The organism is Haemophilus haemolyticus (assembly GCF_003352385.1).
Taxonomy (GTDB): Bacteria; Pseudomonadota; Gammaproteobacteria; order Enterobacterales; family Pasteurellaceae; genus Haemophilus; species Haemophilus haemolyticus_I.
The window spans coordinates 1,085,352-1,105,388 of the sequence record NZ_CP031243.1; the positions used below are offsets into that span (position 1 = coordinate 1,085,352).

At 39.8% G+C, this 20,037-nt stretch carries 13 protein-coding genes; 5 read left to right on the forward strand and 8 right to left on the reverse strand.

The window, feature by feature from the left end:
* Positions 1–115: 115 nt before the first annotated feature.
* Positions 116–925 (forward strand): tRNA pseudouridine(38-40) synthase TruA, encoded by an 810-nt coding sequence (gene truA / locus DV428_RS05355; RefSeq protein WP_114908947.1) that lies wholly within the window; start codon positions 116–118, stop codon positions 923–925.
* A 92-nt stretch (positions 926–1,017) separates the two neighbouring features.
* On the opposite strand, the gene DV428_RS05360 is transcribed toward truA, so the two are convergent.
* The 6 genes from DV428_RS05360 to DV428_RS05385 are packed head-to-tail and all read right to left on the reverse strand — an operon-like array spanning position 1,018 to position 7,444.
* Positions 1,018–2,034: a YeiH family protein gene (locus DV428_RS05360; protein WP_114908948.1), complete on the reverse strand. Its 1,017-nt coding sequence runs from the start codon at positions 2,032–2,034 to the stop codon at positions 1,018–1,020.
* An 11-nt stretch (positions 2,035–2,045) separates the two neighbouring features.
* On the reverse strand, positions 2,046–2,855 hold the full coding sequence (locus tag DV428_RS05365) for a peptide ABC transporter ATP-binding protein (RefSeq protein ID WP_114908949.1): 810 nt from the start codon (positions 2,853–2,855) through the stop codon (positions 2,046–2,048).
* Positions 2,855–3,904, reverse strand: a complete 1,050-nt coding sequence (locus DV428_RS05370) for a peptide ABC transporter ATP-binding protein (RefSeq protein ID WP_114908950.1) — start codon at positions 3,902–3,904, stop codon at positions 2,855–2,857. The genes DV428_RS05365 and DV428_RS05370 overlap by 1 nt, the downstream gene beginning before the upstream one ends.
* 3 nt (positions 3,905–3,907) lie before the next feature.
* A complete protein-coding gene (locus tag DV428_RS05375) occupies positions 3,908–4,795 on the reverse strand; it encodes an ABC transporter permease subunit (RefSeq protein ID WP_114908951.1) in 888 nt (295 codons plus the stop codon).
* Positions 4,785–5,750 (reverse strand): ABC transporter permease, encoded by a 966-nt coding sequence (locus tag DV428_RS05380; RefSeq protein WP_114908952.1) that lies wholly within the window; start codon positions 5,748–5,750, stop codon positions 4,785–4,787. The genes DV428_RS05375 and DV428_RS05380 overlap by 11 nt, the downstream gene beginning before the upstream one ends.
* A complete protein-coding gene (locus DV428_RS05385) occupies positions 5,750–7,444 on the reverse strand; it encodes an ABC transporter substrate-binding protein (RefSeq protein WP_114908953.1) in 1,695 nt (564 codons plus the stop codon). The genes DV428_RS05380 and DV428_RS05385 overlap by 1 nt, the downstream gene beginning before the upstream one ends.
* Before the next feature lie 69 nt (positions 7,445–7,513).
* On the opposite strand from DV428_RS05385, the gene DV428_RS05390 reads away from it, so the two are divergent.
* Entirely contained in the window at positions 7,514–8,926 is a 1,413-nt protein-coding gene (locus DV428_RS05390; RefSeq protein ID WP_114908954.1) for a YcjX family GTP-binding protein, read from the forward strand.
* 37 nt (positions 8,927–8,963) lie between these two features.
* On the opposite strand, the gene ppc is transcribed toward DV428_RS05390, so the two are convergent.
* Positions 8,964–11,603 carry a phosphoenolpyruvate carboxylase gene (ppc, locus tag DV428_RS05395; RefSeq protein WP_114908955.1) on the reverse strand — a complete coding sequence of 880 codons (2,640 nt, stop codon included), beginning with the start codon at positions 11,601–11,603 and terminating at the stop codon, positions 8,964–8,966.
* A gap of 183 nt (positions 11,604–11,786) precedes the next feature.
* Complete coding sequence (gene purR / locus DV428_RS05400; protein WP_114908956.1) at positions 11,787–12,797, reverse strand: HTH-type transcriptional repressor PurR; 1,011 nt, start codon at positions 12,795–12,797, stop codon at positions 11,787–11,789.
* A 359-nt stretch (positions 12,798–13,156) separates the two neighbouring features.
* Here purR and dapD point away from each other — a divergent pair, with 359 nt between their 5' ends.
* From dapD to DV428_RS05415, 3 genes are all read left to right on the forward strand, one after another.
* Positions 13,157–13,984 (forward strand): 2,3,4,5-tetrahydropyridine-2,6-dicarboxylate N-succinyltransferase, encoded by an 828-nt coding sequence (gene dapD, locus DV428_RS05405; RefSeq protein WP_114908957.1) that lies wholly within the window; start codon positions 13,157–13,159, stop codon positions 13,982–13,984.
* Positions 13,985–14,314: 330 nt separating this feature from the next.
* On the forward strand, positions 14,315–16,270 hold the full coding sequence (locus tag DV428_RS05410; RefSeq protein WP_114908958.1) for an ESPR-type extended signal peptide-containing protein: 1,956 nt from the start codon (positions 14,315–14,317) through the stop codon (positions 16,268–16,270).
* A complete protein-coding gene (locus DV428_RS05415) occupies positions 16,216–19,980 on the forward strand; it encodes a Hia/Hsf adhesin N-terminal domain-containing protein (protein ID WP_153066467.1) in 3,765 nt (1,254 codons plus the stop codon). The genes DV428_RS05410 and DV428_RS05415 overlap by 55 nt, the downstream gene beginning before the upstream one ends.
* The last annotated feature ends 57 nt before the right edge of the window (positions 19,981–20,037 follow it).

A 20,037-nucleotide genomic window follows, 5' to 3' on the forward strand; every position in this document is an offset into this window, starting at 1 on the left:
AATTTTTAGAAGCTATCACTTATTTGTTAATTAATTCTGGAGCGATTTTGTGAATTTGCGCTCCAAATAAACTTGAGCTACCATAACCGCACTTTATTAAGCCAAAAGGTAAAAAATGAAAATCGCATTAGGCATTGAGTATAACGGACAAAATTATTATGGTTGGCAGAGACAAGAAAAAGTCCGCAGTGTACAAGAAGAATTAGAAAAGGCGCTTTCTTGTATTGCGAATGAAAAAATTGACATATTTTGTGCTGGCAGAACGGATTCTGGTGTGAGTGGAACGGGGCAGGTTATTCATTTTGAAACGAATGCGGTTCGTCCAGAGAAGGCTTGGGCTTTTGGTACGAATGCTCATTTACCCGATGACATTGCAGTGAGTTGGGCAAAACAAGTCGATGATGAATTCCATGCAAGATTTTCTGCAACAGCACGCCGTTACCGCTATATTCTTTATTGTAATAAATTACGCTCTGCGATTTTAGCGGGGGGAATAACTCATTGCCATTTAGATTTAGATGCCGAAAAAATGCATCAAGCAGGGCAATGTTTATTAGGGGAACATGATTTTTCCTCTTTCCGCGCTGCACAATGTCAGTCTCATACGCCTTGGCGTAATGTGCATCATTTGAATGTGTCTCGTATCGGAAAATATATTATTGTTGATATTCAAGCGAATGCTTTTGTGCATCATATGGTGCGCAATATTGTGGGAAGTTTGATTGAGGTCGGTGCTAGAAATCAGCCGATTGAATGGATGCAATGGCTACTTAAGCAGAAAAATCGTCAGCTTGCCGCACCAACAGCAAAACCTGATGGATTGTATTTGGTGGATGTGATTTATCCACAAAAGTTTGATATTCCTAAACGCCCAATTGGTCCTTTATTTTTAGAGGATGGTTTATTAAATCGCACTTTGGAATAAAGCGTCATTTCATGTTTTAAATCACCATATCTGAAAATATTCTTCATAAAAAAAGACCGCACTTTAAAAGTGCGGTCAATCTTAAGTGAATTTTATATTAATTTTGATATTCCATAGTTCACTAAAAATCCACCAATCACTAGCCATAAATAAATCAGTATCCCTAAAATCAGAGGTTTTAGTCCTGCTTTCTTTATTGCGCTTGATTGCGTAGTTAAGCCGAGCGCAGCCATCGCTGAAATTAATAAGAAAGAATCGATTTCAACTAATAATTTCACGAGTTCTTTTGGTAATAAATCAAAAGAATTAAAAATGGCAACGCCAATAAAAAGTACAGCAAACCAAGGAATTGTAATTTTGTGTGACGTATTTTCTGATACCTCATTACTACGCGTTAATAACCAAGAAAGCATTAATAAAAATGGTGCGAGCATCATTACTCGGATCATTTTGGTAATGACGGCGGTATTCGCCACGATAGGATCTATATTTCCCCCGATAGCGTAAACTTGAGCCACTTCATGTACGCTAGAGCCCACATAAATGCCGAATTGATGAGCGTTAATTAAATTTTGTGACCAGGTGTAGAAAAATGGATAAGTAAAAATAGAAAGCGTCCCGAAAATGACCACTACGGCAATCGCCACTGAAACTTTATGAGATTCTGCTTTGGTAACAGGCTCTGCCGCCATAACCGCTGCCGCACCACAAATACTACATCCAGCCCCAGTGAGATAAACTAATTGTTTATCCATTTTTAGATAACGAATGCCCAAAAGTGCGGTAAGAAAAAAGGTTGAAATCAGCATGATTGCATCAGTGACGACAGCATTTAAGCCAACATCGGCGATATCGCCAAAAGTTAGGCGAAAACCATATAGCACAATGCCGGTGCGAAGAAGAGGACCTTTCGCAAATAATACACCTTTTTCCACTTGTGCAGAAAATTGCGGGTAAATGGTATTGCCGATTACCATTCCCAGCAAGATGGCAATAATTAAGGCACTGATATGATAGTGATGAGAAAAGTCGGTACTCCCTAAGTAGCTAGCAAGTACAGCGATAATCGCGATAAATATAAGTCCGAAATAAAAGGGACGAGTGTTCATTTTTTCTTTCCTTAGTTAGTATGAGTTTCCTTTACCCAAGCACTTTCATCCAAAATTTTTCCAAAATAACTTTCCACTAAACGGCCAGTTACATCTGTTTGAGGATCGGTAAATAGCGTTTTAGGCGTACCGCTCTTTATCATTTTCCCTTTATCCATCACGATGACTGTGTCTGCAATATGTTTAATCACGCCGAGGTCTTGCCCTACATAAATGTAAGAGATACCTAAACGTTGCTGCAGATCAAGGGTTAAATTTAGTAGCTGAATGCGTACTGAAGCATCTAGATTGCCAAGAGCATCATCTATAATGATTATCTCAGGTTCTAAAATCAGCGCGCGAGCCAAAGCGACACGCTGTTTTTGGCTGATAGAAAGATTTTTGATTTTTAGATTTGTGTAATCGGGGTAAAGCCCTACAAGTAACAGTGTTTCAAAGATTTTTTGATTGCGACGTTCTTCATCCCAATCTGTTGCTAAACGTAGTGGCGCATCTAATGCCTCACCGATATTTAAGCGAGGATTAAACGCTGAATTTGCATCTTGGAACACCATTCGAATATGTTGCGCGCGGTATTGAAAATCCTCAAATTGCAATTTATGATCGTTAAATAAAATTCTGCCAGAAGTGGGCTGTGTAATGCCTGCGATCATTTTTACTAACGTTGATTTCCCAGAACCATTTTTGCCGATAATTGCTAAGGTTTGTTGGCGTTCAAGAGAAAAACTTACATTTTCTACCGCATTAAAGTCACTCGTGCCAAATAAACGTTTGCGACCTTTAAAGGTTTTCGTCAAATCTTCTACTTGTAATAACGGCATTATTCATTTCCTTTGCTTGCAAGTGTTAATGGTGTACTCATTGCTTTTTCTTTGAAGGTTTTCTCGCGTAAATTAATTGGATAATGGCAAGAAAATTCATGTTGTTTTATTTTGAATCGAGTTGGTTTTTCAATACATTTTTTCTGTGCAAAAGGACAACGAGGACCAAGACGGCAACCAATAGGCATTTGTTCTAAAATTGGCACGGTACCTTCTAAGGTGCTTAGTTTGGTTTTAAATCCTAAAGGCTGCGTAAAATCGGGTACGGCATTAATCAATGCTTGTGTGTAAGGATGATGAGGACTTTCAAGCAACATTTGTGTTGGACCTGATTCCGTATTTTGCCCGCAATAGAGTACAGAAATCTGATCGCACCATTCACTAATACTTCTGATGTCATTGCTAGCCAATAAAACGGTTGTACCTTGGTTTTTGTTCATACTCGAAAGTAATCGAAATACCTGTAATGCTGTTGTTGCTTCTAATGCATTAGTCGGTTCATCGGCAATGAGCAAGCGGGGCTGGTTTGCCACTGCGATAGCAATCATGACTTTTTGTCCTTCACCTTCCGTTAATTCATTAGGATAGCTTGCCATAATGTCTTTGTGTTCTTTTATCCCTACACGATGCAATAATTCAACGGCACGGCGTTTTTTCCAACCAAACCATTGCCACCATTTGCCTTTAAATGTCCAATTCGGGATATTTTGGATTAATTGTTTACCAATTTTCCGGCTTGGATCAAGACAAGAAAGGGGATCTTGGAAAATCATGGATATTTCTTTGCCGACCAGTTTTCGACGTTTATTGGGACTGAGTTTTAGTAACTCTACATCATGAAAGCGAAAGCGATCTGCGGTAATAATCCAGTTTTCTTTGATGGCATTACAAATTACTTTGGCGATTAAACTTTTACCAGAACCTGATTCGCCAACAAGCCCACAGATTTCCCCTTCATTGACCGATAAATTTACGCCGTCCACAATCTTAACGAGGCCATTTGAGGTTTGTATTTCGATATTTAGGTTACGGATGTCTAGTAGTGCCATAAATTATTCGTAATATTGGTTGATAGCTTTAGTTAAGCCATTGCTAAAAATAATGCTTAATAAAATGGTAAAAATAATTGCAAAGCCAGGGAGTAATACCGTCCAAGGTGCAAGATAGAGTAATTCTAAAGAATCTCGAATCATTGCACCCCATTCTGGGGTTGGTCGTTGTGCGCCAAGGGAAATAAAACTCAAGGCGCTAATATCCAATATGGCGACAATAAATGCGCGTGCAATTTCTTGAACATAGATTACGGTGATATTTGGCAAAATAGTACTTTTTAATAATTCCCAGTTAGAAATACCTTCAAGTTTTAACATGAGCACATAATCTTTTTTTAATTCTTGTTGAATGGCTCGATAAATTGCATGGATGAAATAGGGCAATATCGCTAAAAGTGTTGCGAACATTGCATTCAATAAACTCGGTTCCATCAGAGTGGAAATTACGATAGCAATGAGCAGAATAGGGAGCGATAAAAAAGCATCGAAAATATGACCAACAAAACGCGCTTTTAGGCCTTTCAACATACCAGCAACAATGCCAAGGGTTCCACCAATTAAGGCAACTGCAAGTACGACTAGCAATGATGATCCAATAGTGTAACTTGTGCCCATAATTAGTCGACTTAGTACATCACGGCCTAAATCATCAGTACCAAAGAAAAAGGCAATTTGACCTTTTTCTACCCAAGATGGTGGCATTAATTCTTGTCCGACAAACTGCATATTATGAGCATAGGGCGCGATCCAACCGCTGAAAAGTGCGGTTAGAATTAACAACGTTAATAGATAAAAGCTGAACAACGCAATGGTATTTTTGCGAAATAGTAGCCAAATTTGGAATATTGAGGTATTTTCTCGAAATTCTTCAGGTTCTTTATCTTGCATACCAACCTTTCTTTTTAAATGGATCGAGCACGAAAGTAAGCGCTTTAATGAATGTGTCGATCAAAATAATACAAACTCCAATAACAACTACACCCGCAGAAATACTATTGTAATCTTGTTGTGTTACGGCATCGATCAGCCAGCGACCAATTCCAGGCCAACCTAAAGCGGTTTCTACCAACATACATTGAGTTAATACTAGGGTAAACACGCGAGGTACTTGTGGAACAAGTAGAGGAAACGTATTACGGAATACATATTGATGGAGAATTTTCCATTTTGACCAACCCCGTGTTGTGGCAACTTTGGCAAAATTTTGGTTCAAAACATATTCTGCTCGTTGTTGAATAATTCGGATAATTTCCATTGTTGGTAAAATGCAAAGTACCAGTGTCGGTAAGGCTAAATGTTGCAAAACATTTTGTACAATTTTGGTGCGATAAGGCACATCTATAAACCAAACATCAATGACAGGAAAACCGGTAATCGGTTTTATTTCATAGAGTAAATTGTATTGCCCAATAGAAGCGATTTCCCAATGATTCACCGCTGCCACATAAAGTAAAATCGGCGCGAGCCAAAATATCGGGATCGACAAACCAACATAAGATAAACTTTTTAAACTCTTAGCAAAAATATGCTGAGAATTGACCGCACTTATAATGCCAAGCGGCACGCCGAGAATGAATGCCAATAAAAGTGCGGTAAAACAGAGCTCTAATGTGGGTGGAAGCACCGTTAAAATTAAATCTATCAGCGATTTTCCACCGTTATAAGTAATGCCAAAATCGCCATGTAATAAGGTGCTTAAATAATTAAAATAACTGGTGTAAATATTGTGCGTGACGAGATCTGCATTAAGCGGATCTCGCAATAAAATCACGAAACTTAGCAAAGATAACACAAGCAAAAGCAAGGTTACCCAAAGGGTATGGCGAATAACAGACCACAACATTAGGGTTTCTCCTTGTGTAAGCGTAAGTCCGAAAAGTTAAGGCTACCGAACGGTGTCATTTCCACGCCTTTTACTTGGCTATTTGCCACCAAAATACGTTTTACATTTGCGATAGGGATAATCGGCAATTCATGTAGAATCAGTTCTTGAGCATCATTATAAGCACGCGCCCGTTCAGATAAATTAGAGGTGGCAATCGCGCGATCCATTAAATGATTAAATTCTTCGTTACACCAGTTAGATAAATTTGTGATTTCATTTTGTGTATTACAGCTCAAAATAGGGCGCATAAATCCATCAGGATCAAGATTTCCTGCTAACCATCCAGCTAAAATTAAATCGTAATTTTCTGATTTATTACGAAGTTGCTCACTCAAAAATGTGCGTGTCACTGTCCGCACTTTCACTTTCACACCGACTTGATCCAAATCGGATTTAATCATTTCCGCCATTTTAAAAGGTGCAGGGTTATACATTTGTTCTTCATTAATCACCCATAAATTGAGCGAAAGATGTTTATTTTCTAATTTTTTCTTCGCGACTTTTGGACTGTAATCAAAGTCAAATTCTGGCGTGTTTACGCTAGAAGCCCAAGATATTTCAGGAATAATATTATTTGCCACTGTGGCAGTATTGTGATAGATGTTGTGAATAATACGTGCGCGGTTCAAACTTTGTGAGATAGCTTCTCGAATGGTACGATCCTGCATCAATGGTTTTTCAAAATTGAAGGCAAGATATGCCAAATTCATTCCGTCAGTGGATTGCATATAGTAGTGCTTATCATCGCTCTTTAATAAGCCAATTTGGCTCACTTCAGGATAAGAGGCTATTTGACATTCATTATTGAAAAATTTGACGAGTCGCCCGTTTCTATCGGTAGATAAATCCACGATAATATTTTCAATTTTTGCTTCTTTTTTCCAATAGTTTTCGTTACGTACTAGGCGAACATATTGGTTATACACATAATCTTTTACTTGATAAGGCCCTGTGCCCACTGGGTGAGTATCTAATTGAGTGAGATTATCGTCAGCACTTAATTGATAGGCATATTCTTGTGAAAAAATAATCGCATATTGGCTGGCAAGATGAGACAAGATCGATGAATCTGGCTCAAACAATTCTATTTTCACTTGGTAAGGTGAAAGTGCGGTTACAGATTTGATTTTTTCATTAAGTTTAATGCTATCAAAATAAGGAAAGCGAACTTTTCTTGCTTGCTCGTGAAACACTTTATATTGTGGGTTTTTATAGGTAATTGCGGTTTCCGCTAAGGTTGGCAAGTAGGTGTCATGACCCAACACACGATTAATTGAAAACACCACATCTTCCGCATTAAAATCACGAGTTGGGGTAAACCAAGGCGTATGATGGAATTTCACCCCGCGGCGTAAATTAATCAAAATTTCTTTGTTATCTGGTAAAATTGAATAGGATTGCGCAAGCACGGGTGTAACGTTCGCACTATGGTTTTTTATTTCAAAAAGTTTGTTATAAATTTGCTCTGTGACGACATTCATACTTGTGCCAGCGTCAGCAGTTTGCGGATTAAAAGAAAATCCAGAGGCGTTAGTACAATAAGTTAATCCGTTTTCTGTGAGGTGTTCTGGTACGCGCGGAGCCGCTTGAAGTTGGGAATTCAAGCCAATACCAAATAGAAAACAGAAAAACGTAAGATTTTTGCGTAACATAACAAATGCATTGTGATAAATTATGTGCCAAATTGTAAGGCATATTAGTAAAAATGGCTAGGATATTGAATGTTTAATAGGGTTCAAAACGAAATCAATCAAATTATTAATCGTGGTTTTGACCGCACTTTGCGCTTGGCGGTAACAGGGTTAAGTCGGAGTGGAAAAACGGCGTTTATTACAAGTTTAATCAATCAACTTCTCTCCATTAATCAAAATTCATCACAGCATTTGCCATTATTTGAAGCAGCTAGAAATGGTGCGATCTTGGCGGTAAAACGAGTATCTCAACAAGATCTCAGCGTGCCACGTTTTGATTATGAAAGTAATTTAAATGATTTGTCACAAAATCCGCCGCAATGGTTTGAATCTACTCGTGGCGTGAGTGAAACGCGTTTAGCAATTCGTTTTCAACGTCAATCTGGCTTGCTACGCCATTTGAAAGAACGCGGCACGCTTTATCTGGATATTTTTGATTATCCGGGGGAGTGGCTGCTCGATTTGCCGTTATTAAATCTAGATTTTCAACAATGGTCACAAGAGCAAATCAAGGTCACAACTGGCGTTCGTGAAGAATTGGCGCTGAATTGGTTTTCCATGTTGCAGGATTTGGATTTAAGTGCGGTCGCAAATGAAGATGTTTTAGCTAAGATAGCGAAAAGTTATACGGATTATTTACACCAATGTAAGTCGCAAGGCATGCAATTTATTCAGCCTGGGCGATTTGTATTACCGAGTGATTTAGAGGGCGCGCCCGCATTACAATTTTTTCCATTAATTCATCTTTCAGAAGAACAGTGGAAAACCTTGAAAAAAACAGCTAAATCGAATAGCTATTTTGCCGTGCTGACAAAACGTTATGATTATTATCGCAATAAAATTGTGAAAGGTTTTTACGAAAATTATTTTTCTACCTTTGATCGTCAAGTTATTTTGGCGGATTGTTTAACGCCTTTAAATCACAGTCAGCAAGCCTTTTTAGATATGCAAATGGGTTTAAACCAGTTATTTAATAATTTCCATTATGGCAGCAGAAATTTTCTTCATCGTTTGTTTTCTCCGAGAATTGATCGATTAATGTTTGTTGCGACGAAGGCGGATCATATTACTCGTGATCAAATTCCTAATTTAGTGAGTTTAATGCGCCAAATTGTGCAAGAGGGGGGGCGTCATGTGGAATTTGAAGGAATAGACACGGAATACACTGCCATTGCGGCTGTTCGTACCACAAAGCAAGTGATTGTAAATCAGCAAGGAAAAGAAATAAAAGCGATTCAAGGGATTCGTTCTATTGATAAACAACCGATTACGCTTTATCCAGGAACGGTGCCAAGTAAATTACCAAGAACAGAATTTTGGCAAAAACAACCGCACTTTGATTTCGATAGTTTTGAACCTCAGCCTTTAGAACATGGCGAAACTATTCCCCATTTGAGAATGGACGCAGTTTTACAATTTTTATTAAGTGATCGATTTGAATAAAAAAGTGCGGAAAATTTTCCGCACTTTTTTCATCTTTCTAGCCCGTATTGCGCATCCCAGCTGCGATACCTGTGATGGTAATCATCAATGCTTGTTCCACATCGGGATTTACTTGCTCTGGATTTTCACGGAAACGGTGAAGCAATTCCACTTGCAGTAGATTGAGCGGATCCGTGTAGATATTACGCAATGCGATTGAATCTGCAATCCAAGGTAAATCAGACATCAATTCACTTTGGTGAGAAAGTGAAAGCACAGTTTGAATATCATCTTCAAGTTGCTTACGTAAATTTTCGCCTAAATACCAAAGCTCTTTTTTCACCAATCGTTGATCATATTGTTGGGAAAGCCAAGTATCCGATTTACTAAATACCATTTCCAACATTCCGATTCGCGTTGAAAAGAACGGCCAGTTTTCGCACATTTCATGAATGATATCGTCTTTGCCTTGTTCAATAATCTGACGGATAGAGGCACCCGCGCCTAGCCAAGCGGGCAGCATTAATCGATTTTGCATCCACGCAAAAATCCAAGGAATGGCACGTAAACTTTCCACGCCGCCATTTGGATTACGTTTTGCTGGGCGAGAGCCAAGTGGCAGTTTGGAGAGTTCCTGTTCGGGTGTCGCACTACGGAAATAAGGAACAAAATCTTTATCACCACAAACCACGCCACGATAAATATCGCAAGAAATCGTGGAAAGCTCGTCCATTATAGTGCGCCATTCTGGTTTCGGTTCTGGTGGTGGTAACAGATTTGCTTCTAAAATGGCACTGGCGTAGAGATCAAAGGTTTCTACCGCCACAGCCGGTAAACCCAGTTTGAAGCGAATCATTTCGCCTTGTTCTGTTACACGTAAACCATTTTTTAGTGAACGAGGTGGTTGAGAAAGTAATGCCGCATGTGCTGGCGCACCGCCACGACCAATTGTGCCACCACGTCCGTGGAATAAAGTGAGTTCAATGCCAAGTTTTTCTGTTAAATTCACTAAGGCTTCTTGTGCACGGTATTGCGCCCAAGAGGCAGCCATCATTCCCGCATCTTTGGCGGAATCTGAATAGCCAATCATCACCATTTGACGATTATTGATCACGCCACGGTACCAACCCACATTGAAAAGTTGAGTCATCACTTTTTCGGCTGCATCTAAATCGTCTAAGGTTTCAAATAATGGCACGACAGGAATATGATATGGCACGCCCGCTTCTTTTAAGAGTAAATGAACGGCTAAAACATCAGATGCGCTACGTGCCATCGAAATAACATAACACGCAATGACACCTTGTTTTTGTTGAGCAATGACTTTGCAAGTATCTAAAATTTCTTTGGTTTCAGGCGATGGCGTCCAGTTTTGCGGAATTAATGGACGGCGTGAGCTTAATTCCCGAATTAAGAAAGCTTGTTTATCGTCTTCTGTCCATTGAGAGTAATCACCTAAACCAATATAGCGCGTGATTTCAGCAATCGCATCGGTGTGACGTGTGCTTTCTTGGCGAATATCCATTTGAGAAAGTGTCACGCCAAAACAACTAATACGGTGCAAAATATCCAACAATGAACCATTTGCAATAATGCGCATACCGCATTGAATTAAAGATTGATAACAATCGTAAAGCGGTTCCCAAAGTTGATTATCTTCCAAAATAATTTCGCTTTCGGATACGCGCGGTGTGCGATCTGATAGATGATCATCAAAATAAGCTAATGTTGCCGTAAGCTGATTGCGTAAATTTTTCACCACAAAGCGATAGGGTTCTAAATGATCACCGTATTTAGCACGAAATTCATCGCTACATTTCACCATTGAAAGTTCATCAGCTAATTTGCTGATGTCTTGTAAGAATAAATCCGCCGCTTTCCAACGGGCAAAATAAAGCACTTTTTTGGTGATTTGTGCGGTGACAAATGGATTTCCATCACGGTCGCCACCCATCCAAGAGGAAATACGCACAGGTTTTAATCCTACTGGCAAATCGTAACCTAAAAATTCACGAGCGGTTTCGTTGAGTTGGCGTAAAAACTCTGGCACAGCTTGCCACAAACTATTTTCCAACATCGCAAAGCCCCATTTTGCTTCATCAAATGGTGTTGGACGAACAGTACGAATTTCGTTGGTATGCCATGCTTCAGCGATTAAGCGAAGCAAGAGACGCTCAATAATATTGCGTTCTTTCTCTGTTAAATCATGATGTTCTAGCTTGCTTAAACATTTATTGATTTCAATATGTTTATGAATGAGTGAACGACGTGTTGTTTCTGTTGGATGTGCAGTCAGAACAAGCTCAATTAATAATTTTTCGACGGTTTTATGCACATCTTCCACAGAAGCATTTTGTTCTTTTAAGCGTTTGAAAAGTTCACTTAGGGATTGAGAAGAACTTTGAGCAAGAGAATGTTCACGCGAAATCGTTTGATATTGTTCCGCAATATTCGTGAGGTTTAAAAATTGGCTGAAAGCACGTGCGACAGGAATAATATTTTCATTAGAAATACTACCGAGCGTGTCGAGCAATTCTTGTCTTGCTTTATCATCACCCGCACGAGAATTACGAGAAAGTTTACGAATATTTTCGATTAATTCGAGAATATCGGCACCTTGGGCATCATTGATTGTTTCTCCGAGAAAACGCCCTAACATACTAATGTTATTGCGCAGAGTGCGGTACTCTTGTGTCATAGGAACTCCTAAAATTAAAAAATAAAATTTGTCAGTTGGCGATAGATATAACTAAAAATAGGGTGGAGGGCAAATGCTATTCAAGGAAACCTTGAAAATAATCAAGAAAAGCTAAAAAATAGATAAAAAAGAACCGCACTTTTTATGGATTGTTTAAAAAGTGCGGTTTATTTTTAATAAGTTTTATAAAATTGATTTAACGGATTTTCGAATAATAAGCTCAGGGCCAATGTCAATACGACTATATTGCTGAACGCCTTGATCTTTTTGACTAATACGCTCTAATAAAATATTCACCGCCTGTCTGCCTAACCGTAGCTTCGATTGGTGAATGGTGGTTAATGGTGGCGCATAGAAACGTGAAGCATGAATATCATCATAGCCGATAATGGATATATCATCTGGCACGCGTAAGCCTTTTTCTGTCAGTGCAGAAATTGCACCGAGCGCCATCACATCGTTACAACAGAATAGGGCAGTTGGTAATTCCTCTTGCGCCAGCAAGCGATTCATACATTCATAACCATCTTCAGGCTCAAATGCACCTTCGAAAATCCAAGATTCACGCACCTCAAGATTCGCATCTGCCATCGCTTTTAAAAAGCCTTCATAACGCGTTTTTGCCGTAGTTTTATTGAGTTCACCGCAGATAATCCCGATTTTTTTATGACCGCACTCAATGAGGTGTTTGGTTGCTAAATATCCGCCATCAAAACTATGATCATCAATCACATCGGTATTAGCATTTGGGCCCCAATCCATTACAACCATTGGAATAGTGGAAAATGATGAAAGCAAATCCAAGGAGTCTTGCGTATATTCAGAACACATCACCAGCAAACCATCAACCCGTTTTTTCGCCAACATTTCCAAATGGTTTTTGACTTTTTCAGGATCATTTTGTGTGTTACACAAAAATAAAGAATAACCTTGTCGATAGCAATGTTCTTCGACTGAATGAATAATCTCCGCAAAATACGGTGCTTCACTGGTCGTCACAATCATTCCGATGGATTTGGTGGTATTGACTTTCAAACTGCGCGCCACAGCACTAGGGGAATAATTAAGTTGTTTAATTGCGGATAACACCGCTTCTTCCGTATCTTTTGCAACGAAGCGGGTTTTATTAATAACATGAGATACGGTTGTGGTGGACACGCCAGCCATTTTTGCCACATCTTTAATTGTTGCCATATATTTAAATCCCTAAAAAATTTTTCCTATTATAAAGGTTTGTTGAGAATTTAGTCATCTTTATTGCAAATTTTTTATAAAAAGAAGTGATTTTTTCGTATTATTCTTGCTAGAATGTCTGCGTTATTTTTTATGAGGAGAACAAAATGAGCGATTTTGGTTATGCAATGATTATGGTTGTTTTTAGTATGTCTGTTGTCGTGGGGCTTGCACTTTCAATCTTTTAATCAAACCAACTTTTTATTATCACCGCAGTTTTGTTTCTACAAAGTGCGGTGATTTTTTTCGGTGTTTTGCTTGCCCGTTTAAAATATGGTAAAACTAACGCCGTTTTATTCACAACATATATAGGAAGTTCTATGTCAAATTTACAAGCAATTATTGAAGCTGCATTTGAGAAACGTGCAGAAATTACACCGAAAACTGTTGATGCAAAAACGCGTGCGGCAATTGAAGAAGTGATCGAAGGATTAGATTCTGGAAAATATCGTGTTGCCGAAAAAATTGATGGCGAATGGGTAACACATCAATGGTTAAAAAAAGCGGTTTTACTTTCATTCCGTATTAATGACAACCAAATCATTGACGGCGCAGAAACAAAATATTACGACAAAGTGGCATTAAAATTTGCGGATTACACTGAAGCACGTTTTGCTGAAGAAGGTTTCCGCGTTGTGCCTTCAGCAACGGTGCGTAAAGGAGCATACATTTCTAAAAACTGCGTATTAATGCCATCTTATGTAAACATTGGTGCTTACGTTGGCGAAGGCACCATGGTAGATACTTGGGCAACGGTAGGTTCATGCGCACAAATTGGTAAAAATGTGCATTTATCGGGTGGTGTGGGCATCGGCGGCGTATTAGAACCATTGCAAGCTAACCCAACCATTATCGGTGATAACTGCTTTATCGGTGCACGTTCAGAAGTGGTGGAAGGCGTGATTGTTGAAGATGGCTGTGTTATCTCAATGGGCGTATTCATCGGTCAATCAACCAAAATTTATGATCGTGAAACCGGTGAAATTCACTACGGCCGTGTACCAGCAGGTTCTGTAGTGGTATCAGGTAGCCTTCCATCAAAATGTGGAAAATATAGCTTATATTGCGCCGTGATCGTGAAAAAAGTGGATGCAAAAACTTTAGGTAAAGTAGGTATTAACGAATTATTACGTTCTATCGAAGAATAATTAAAAACTTCATAAAAAAATACCGCACTTTTATCATCTGCCCTGAAAAGTGAGTTTGACTCTCACTGATTAAGGGCAGATTTTTATTGGCAAGTCGCTGAAACTTTACCCCCAAAAATATCCCCAAAATTAACCGCACTTTTTAACTTTTTTCTCGCTGAAAGACTGTAAATATAAACATGTTTGTATAAATAATATACAAATTCTGTTTAAAAAAAAAGCAATTGTTCGCGCTTTTATTGAGTTTTATCTGCATACTCATATACTCTCTGCGATTTTATTTCTCACTTCTTTATAAATAGAAAAAAGAAGTGGGAATTTGTTTTTTATATGATTAGTGAGGCATTTATGAATAAAATTTTCCGTATTGTATGGAGCCAAGCAACCCAATCTTGGGTGGCGGTATCCGAATTAACTAAGGCACACAAAAAACAAAGTTCATCAAATTCTCAAGGAAGTGCGGTTAATTTTTCAGGAAGAATTTTCAAATCCTCCGTCGTCGCGTTAGGGTTGTTATCAGGCGCGAATACGGCCTATGCAGTCAATACGGCAGGTGTTGGACCAGCGACAGCAGTGGCTTTGGGGACTGGATCAAGTGCTAATACAGCAACATCAGTAGCTCTTGGGAATGGTGCGAGAGCTAATAATCAAGACGGTATCTCCATTGGTGCAAGTGCAGTTAATGGAGCGGCGGCTACGGGATCAATCGCTATTGGTAAGAGTGCAGTAAATGGCGCAAAAGAGTCTATTGCCCTTGGTATATCTGCTAGCAATGCAGGTAATAACTCGATTGCTATCGGTAATACAGCGGTAACAAAAGATGGTTCTGAGGCCATTGCTATTGGTAGCAATACGGTGGCGAAACAACAATCTGTTGCTTTAGGGAATAATGCTAAGGTAGGTAGTAAAGGTATTGCAATCGGCTATAACGCAAATGTAGTGGCAGAATATGGTATTGCACAGGGTTATGGTGCATCCAGTACTAAAACAGATGCGATTGCCATGGGACGTGCGTCTGTATCCTCTGGTGGCGGATCAGTTGCCTTAGGGGAAGAATCGAAAGCCACAGCGAATCACGATATTGCAGTAGGACCGCTTGCAGCAGCAACTGGTTCTGACTCAGTGGCAATTGGGTACAACAGTAAGTCTAATGCATACCGGTCTGTGGCCATTGCCAATGAAGCGGTTGCTGATGGCTTAAATTCTATTTCCATTGGTTGGACTTCAAAAGCAACTGGAAAAGAAAGTGCAACTCTTGGTGATCATGCGCAGGCTCAGGCAGAACACTCAATTGCTGTAGGTTCTAGTTCTGTTGCGAGAGAAACAAATGCTATTGCCTTAGGTACGCAGGCAAATGCAGCTAAACAAAATGCCTTAGCGTTAGGGACTAGTTCTTATGCGGGACAGGATGCAGTATCTGCTGGATATGGAGCGATTGCTGCAGATAATTCGGTAGCGATTGGTTCAGGGTCATGGACAGGGAATATAGCAGGCATAGCGATTGGTAAAGGTGCCAAATCGGTTGGTTTGCAAGGGGCTATAGCAGCCGGTCTCGGTACGAGAGCCGTAGGGCATTCCTCCATTATGATTGGCGGCTCAGATATTTCGGAGGCAGCAAAGCAAACCGTCAATTATGTCAAAGAAGACCATAATAATGTAACAGACGTTACCGTGGAGGAAACTATCAACGGCGAAAAGGTAAAACGTCATTACAAGGTTGTCGGTACGGTTGACAAAAGCGGCACGCTCGCCGACGCTTATGAGGAGATAACCCGCAAGCCAATGAACACGACTAGTTTGGATTACTCCAAGGTAACAAATGGTCATTCCTCCATTTCCCTCGGTATCCACGCCCTGTCTCAAGGGAATTTGGGCACGGCAATCGGTACGGGCGCACGCGCCGACAGCCTCGGTTCAATCGCGCTCGGCGCAGGGGCAGTGGCAAACCGTCAAAATGCCGTGGCAATCGGCACCGGTTCGACAACCGAGTTGCAAGGCACGCGCCAAACCGACGTATCCTACAATGCCGCCGGCTCAATTGTCTCTTCTGATTCGCCTGATGTTGCCTATACCTTCAAATGGGCGGGCGGTGTCGATACTTCCGCCGGCGACGTGGTATCCTTCGGCAGCGCAGGCGCGGAACGCCAGTTGAAAAACGTGGCAGCCGGTCGCGTGGCAGATGATTCAACAGATGCCATCAACGGCTCACAGTTAAACCCGTGGCGCGCAAAGTGGCATCTGGCTGGCAGGTGGCCGGCGATGAGAAAGCCAAGGTTGCCGGCATAGGTTCGGACGATCAGGTCAACTTCACCAACGGCAACGGCACGACGGTAAGCGTGACGGTGCAGGACGAGGTAAAAGAAACCGTTACCGAAAACGGCAAACAGGTTGAAAAAATCAAAACCCCGAAAGGCGCGAACGTCAAATTTGATGTAAAGGCAGCAAATAACACAATCACCGTAACTAATGAGGGTGTGAAAGTCAACACGGGCAACATCAGCACTACAGCCGTGCCGACAGTAACTAAGGGCGATGCAAACAAAATCGCTACTGTAGGCAACGTGGCAGATGCCATTAAAGCGGCTGCTTGGAAGGCTACTTCTGATGCAACGACCGATGGCGAAAATAGCGGCAAGACAGAGCAAGAAGTCAAAGCAGGCGATACAGTAACTTTTGAAGCAGATAAAAACATCAAGATTACACAAAATGCTGGCAAATTTACATTTGCTACGAAAGATAATGTAACGTTTACAACTATACAAGTCGGTGGAGATCAAGGCCCTAAATTATCTAAAACAGATGATGGAGACTTGAAAGTATCTGGCCCTAATGGTACAGATCCAGTGAAAGTCACTAATGTGAAATCTGGCTTGAACAAATATGGTGATCAAGTAAATGGTGCTGACGTACCGGGTACAACGGATAAAAACCGTGGTTTAGTTGATTTGTCTAAGCCTACTACAGGGGAACCTAAAGTAAGCGACAATACAGCCGCTACTGTAGGTGATTTACGTAACATGGGTTGGGTAGTATCTTCTAATAAAACGACTGGTGATTTGGGCAATCCATATTCTGAAACGGTAAAAAATGCTGATGAAGTGAAATTCGTTGGCAAAAATGGAATACAAGTAAGTGGAAAAACTGATGATAAAGGTGTAAGAACATTAACATTTGAAATGGAAGCTGGAGAAGTCACTCCAACTGAAATAACAAAAGCTGATGGAACTAAACTTGTTAAAGTAGGAGATAAAGTTTATAAGCCTGAAGATATAGGAACAGATGGACAACCTAAACAAGGAAAAGACCCAGTTGGAACTATAGCAAATGATGGAAAAGTTTATAACAATGGAGATGTGACAAACGGAGCTCCAAATAATGGGGCAAATCCTATAGATGGCATAACTGTAACTCCAAATAATGGATCTAAGTTTGTAACTGGGAACCAAGTTGCAGATGCTATTGAAAAATCAGGATTTGTTGTAGGTAAAAATAATAAAGCATTATCAGCATCAGATTTCAAAAATGAAGATGAGAAAGTAAATCCTAATGATGAATTAAGATTTGCAGATGGTGATAATACCAATGTGAAACTTGCAACTAAGGAAGAGTTAGATGCTTCTGGAAAAGTTAAAACAGTAACAACTGTAAAAGTTGATGTTGTAGACTTACCTGTAAAATATACAGATGCAGATGGAAACATTGTTAAAAAAGGTGAAGATGGAAAATATTACAATCCTAAAGATTTAGAAGGAAAAGTGTATGATCCAACAACTAAGAAATTTAAAAATTCTGATGGAGCAGATTTAGATAAACAACCAGAAGCAAAAGATAATATAGTATCTAGTTTGGTTAATCCAAATGATGCGGAAGGTGGTAAAGTAGGAACACCAAGTACATTAACAAATGTAGCAAATGGAGCAAAAACATTTGAACCTGTAGCTGCTGATGGCACAAAACTTGTACAAGTAGGGGACAAGTTCTACCCTGCAGACAAAGTAGAAAACGGTATTTTAAAACCTGGTACAGATGCAATAGCAGATGCGAAAGATCCTGTGAAAGTGGCTAATGATGGTAAATGGTATCTAGCATCTCAAGTAGAGGCTAATGGCAAACCAAAAGAAAATGCTACTCCAATAGCAGATGCAGATCTGCCAAATAATATTGGTAAATCAGGTCTTGTTGATTTCAGCAATTCTAATCCTAACAATGCGGCTACTGTTGGAGATTTACAAAACTTAGGATTTGTTGTATCCACTAGTGATAATGGGTATTCAGACCAAGTACGTAATGCTAACAAAGTAGACTTTAAAGGTGGAAATGGTATTGAAGTCACTGGAAAAACTACTGCTGATGGAACTCGAGAAATTACAGTCTCTATGAAATCTGGTGATGTGGTTTCTACTAATAAAGAGGGCAAACGGGGCACAATCACAACACCTGAGGGTAAAGTGGATGTTGTGAAAGGTGATGATAATAAATGGTATAAAGAGTCTGATTTAGGTGTTGATGGTAAACCTAAAACTGGTGCCGATGCAGTTGATGTAACTACAAATCCAGTAACTATAAATAAAGGTGCTGGTTTTGTAACGGGTAACCAAGTTGGTGATGCAATTGAAAAATCTGGTTGGAATGTTGGTTTGGCTGATTCATCTAAAGCTAATGACGCATTTAAGGGTGACAGTAAAGCCTTATCAGCAGATAAACTTGAGAAAGTAAATCCAGATGACAATGTTCGTTTTGCCGATGGTAAAAATACCAAAGTTCAAGCTGCAACTATGGATGAGGTGAATAAAGATGGTAAAAAAATCACAAATACTTATGTGAGATTTAATGTTGATTTACCAATTAGTCAAATTACCTCTGAAGATAAGGATGGTAATAAGGTTGCTAAAGCTGCGGATGGTAAATGGTACCCAGTTAAAGAGGGTAAACCTGATACAACCAAAGAAGCCTTAGAACCAAGTAACGTTCGTACATCAGCTTCAATGGATCCTGATGGCTTAGGAGATAAATATACCTCAACAACAAGTCGTGAAGAAGGTTTAACTCCAACTCAGCTTGGTGAATTGACAGGTAAACAAGAAGCTGCTGCAGAAGCCGCAAAAACTAAGATTAAAGAATTATTGAAGGGACAGCCAGATGATGTAATTGCTGCAGCGTCTGAAGCCGCAGTAAAAGCTGCGAAAGAAGAAGCTAAAGTACAATATCTAAAAGATAAAGGTTTAGATAAAGGTACTGGCGGTACAGTTATCTCTAATGTTGCATGGGGTACGAAACCAAGTGATGCAGTGAATGTTGATCAATTACAGAATAGTGGTATTAATATTCATTCTAGTAAGGTTGAAGGTTCTACTGGTAAAGTGATTTCCGCTCATACTTCGCCAACTAAAGTTAAAATGGATGAGACGGTTAATGTTGATGCAGGTAACAATATTGAGATTACACGTAATGGTCGTGATATTGCGATTGCAACTTCAATGAACCCTCAATTTGATAGTGTCCAATTTGGTAAAGAAGGGCCGAAGATTACAGGTAAAGCAGCACAACCTGCAAAACCAGCAACAGCGACTAGCCCAGCTACACCAGCTCAGCCTGCTGAATTAAGTGTGAATGGTGCGAAAATTACTGGTGTTGCACCTGGTGAAATTTCAGCAACTTCAAAAGATGCTATAAATGGTAGCCAATTATATAATGCAACGAAAGGCATTGCGAATGTTGGTAATCGCATTAATAACTTACAGCGCCAAGTTAATAAATTAGGTAATCGTATGAATGCAGGTATGGCGACTTCTGCTGCGATGGCTAACTTATTACAACCACATAAACCAGGTCAATCTGTCGCAACAGCGGGTATTGGTCAGCATAAAGACCAAGCTGCAGTGGCTGTGGGTTACTCTCGTGTTTCTGATAACGGTAAATATGGTATTCGTTTCTCAATGGGGGCTAACACACAAGGTGAAGTGACGAGTGGTGCCGCAGTAGGATATTTCTGGTAATTTAACCGCACTTTATAGCGAGTAAATTAAAGGGCTAAGTTCTGTAATGGATTTAGC

Bases quoted from the DNA above. Each gene is read 5' to 3' on its own strand.
- DV428_RS05370 (WP_114908950.1), bottom strand. From the start codon at position 3,904: ATGGCACTACTAGACATCCGTAACCTAAATATCGAAATACAAACCTCA.
- DV428_RS05365 (WP_114908949.1), bottom strand. From the start codon at position 2,855: ATGCCGTTATTACAAGTAGAAGATTTGACGAAAACCTTTAAAGGTCGC.
- DV428_RS05385 (WP_114908953.1), bottom strand. From the start codon at position 7,444: ATGTTACGCAAAAATCTTACGTTTTTCTGTTTTCTATTTGGTATTGGC.
- DV428_RS05410 (WP_114908958.1), top strand. From the start codon at position 14,315: ATGATTAGTGAGGCATTTATGAATAAAATTTTCCGTATTGTATGGAGC.
- DV428_RS05390 (WP_114908954.1), top strand. From the start codon at position 7,514: ATGTTTAATAGGGTTCAAAACGAAATCAATCAAATTATTAATCGTGGT.
- ppc (WP_114908955.1), bottom strand. From the start codon at position 11,603: ATGACACAAGAGTACCGCACTCTGCGCAATAACATTAGTATGTTAGGG.
- DV428_RS05360 (WP_114908948.1), bottom strand. From the start codon at position 2,034: ATGAACACTCGTCCCTTTTATTTCGGACTTATATTTATCGCGATTATC.
- DV428_RS05380 (WP_114908952.1), bottom strand. From the start codon at position 5,750: ATGTTGTGGTCTGTTATTCGCCATACCCTTTGGGTAACCTTGCTTTTG.
- DV428_RS05375 (WP_114908951.1), bottom strand. From the start codon at position 4,795: ATGCAAGATAAAGAACCTGAAGAATTTCGAGAAAATACCTCAATATTC.
- truA (WP_114908947.1), top strand. From the start codon at position 116: ATGAAAATCGCATTAGGCATTGAGTATAACGGACAAAATTATTATGGT.
- purR (WP_114908956.1), bottom strand. From the start codon at position 12,797: ATGGCAACAATTAAAGATGTGGCAAAAATGGCTGGCGTGTCCACCACA.
- dapD (WP_114908957.1), top strand. From the start codon at position 13,157: ATGTCAAATTTACAAGCAATTATTGAAGCTGCATTTGAGAAACGTGCA.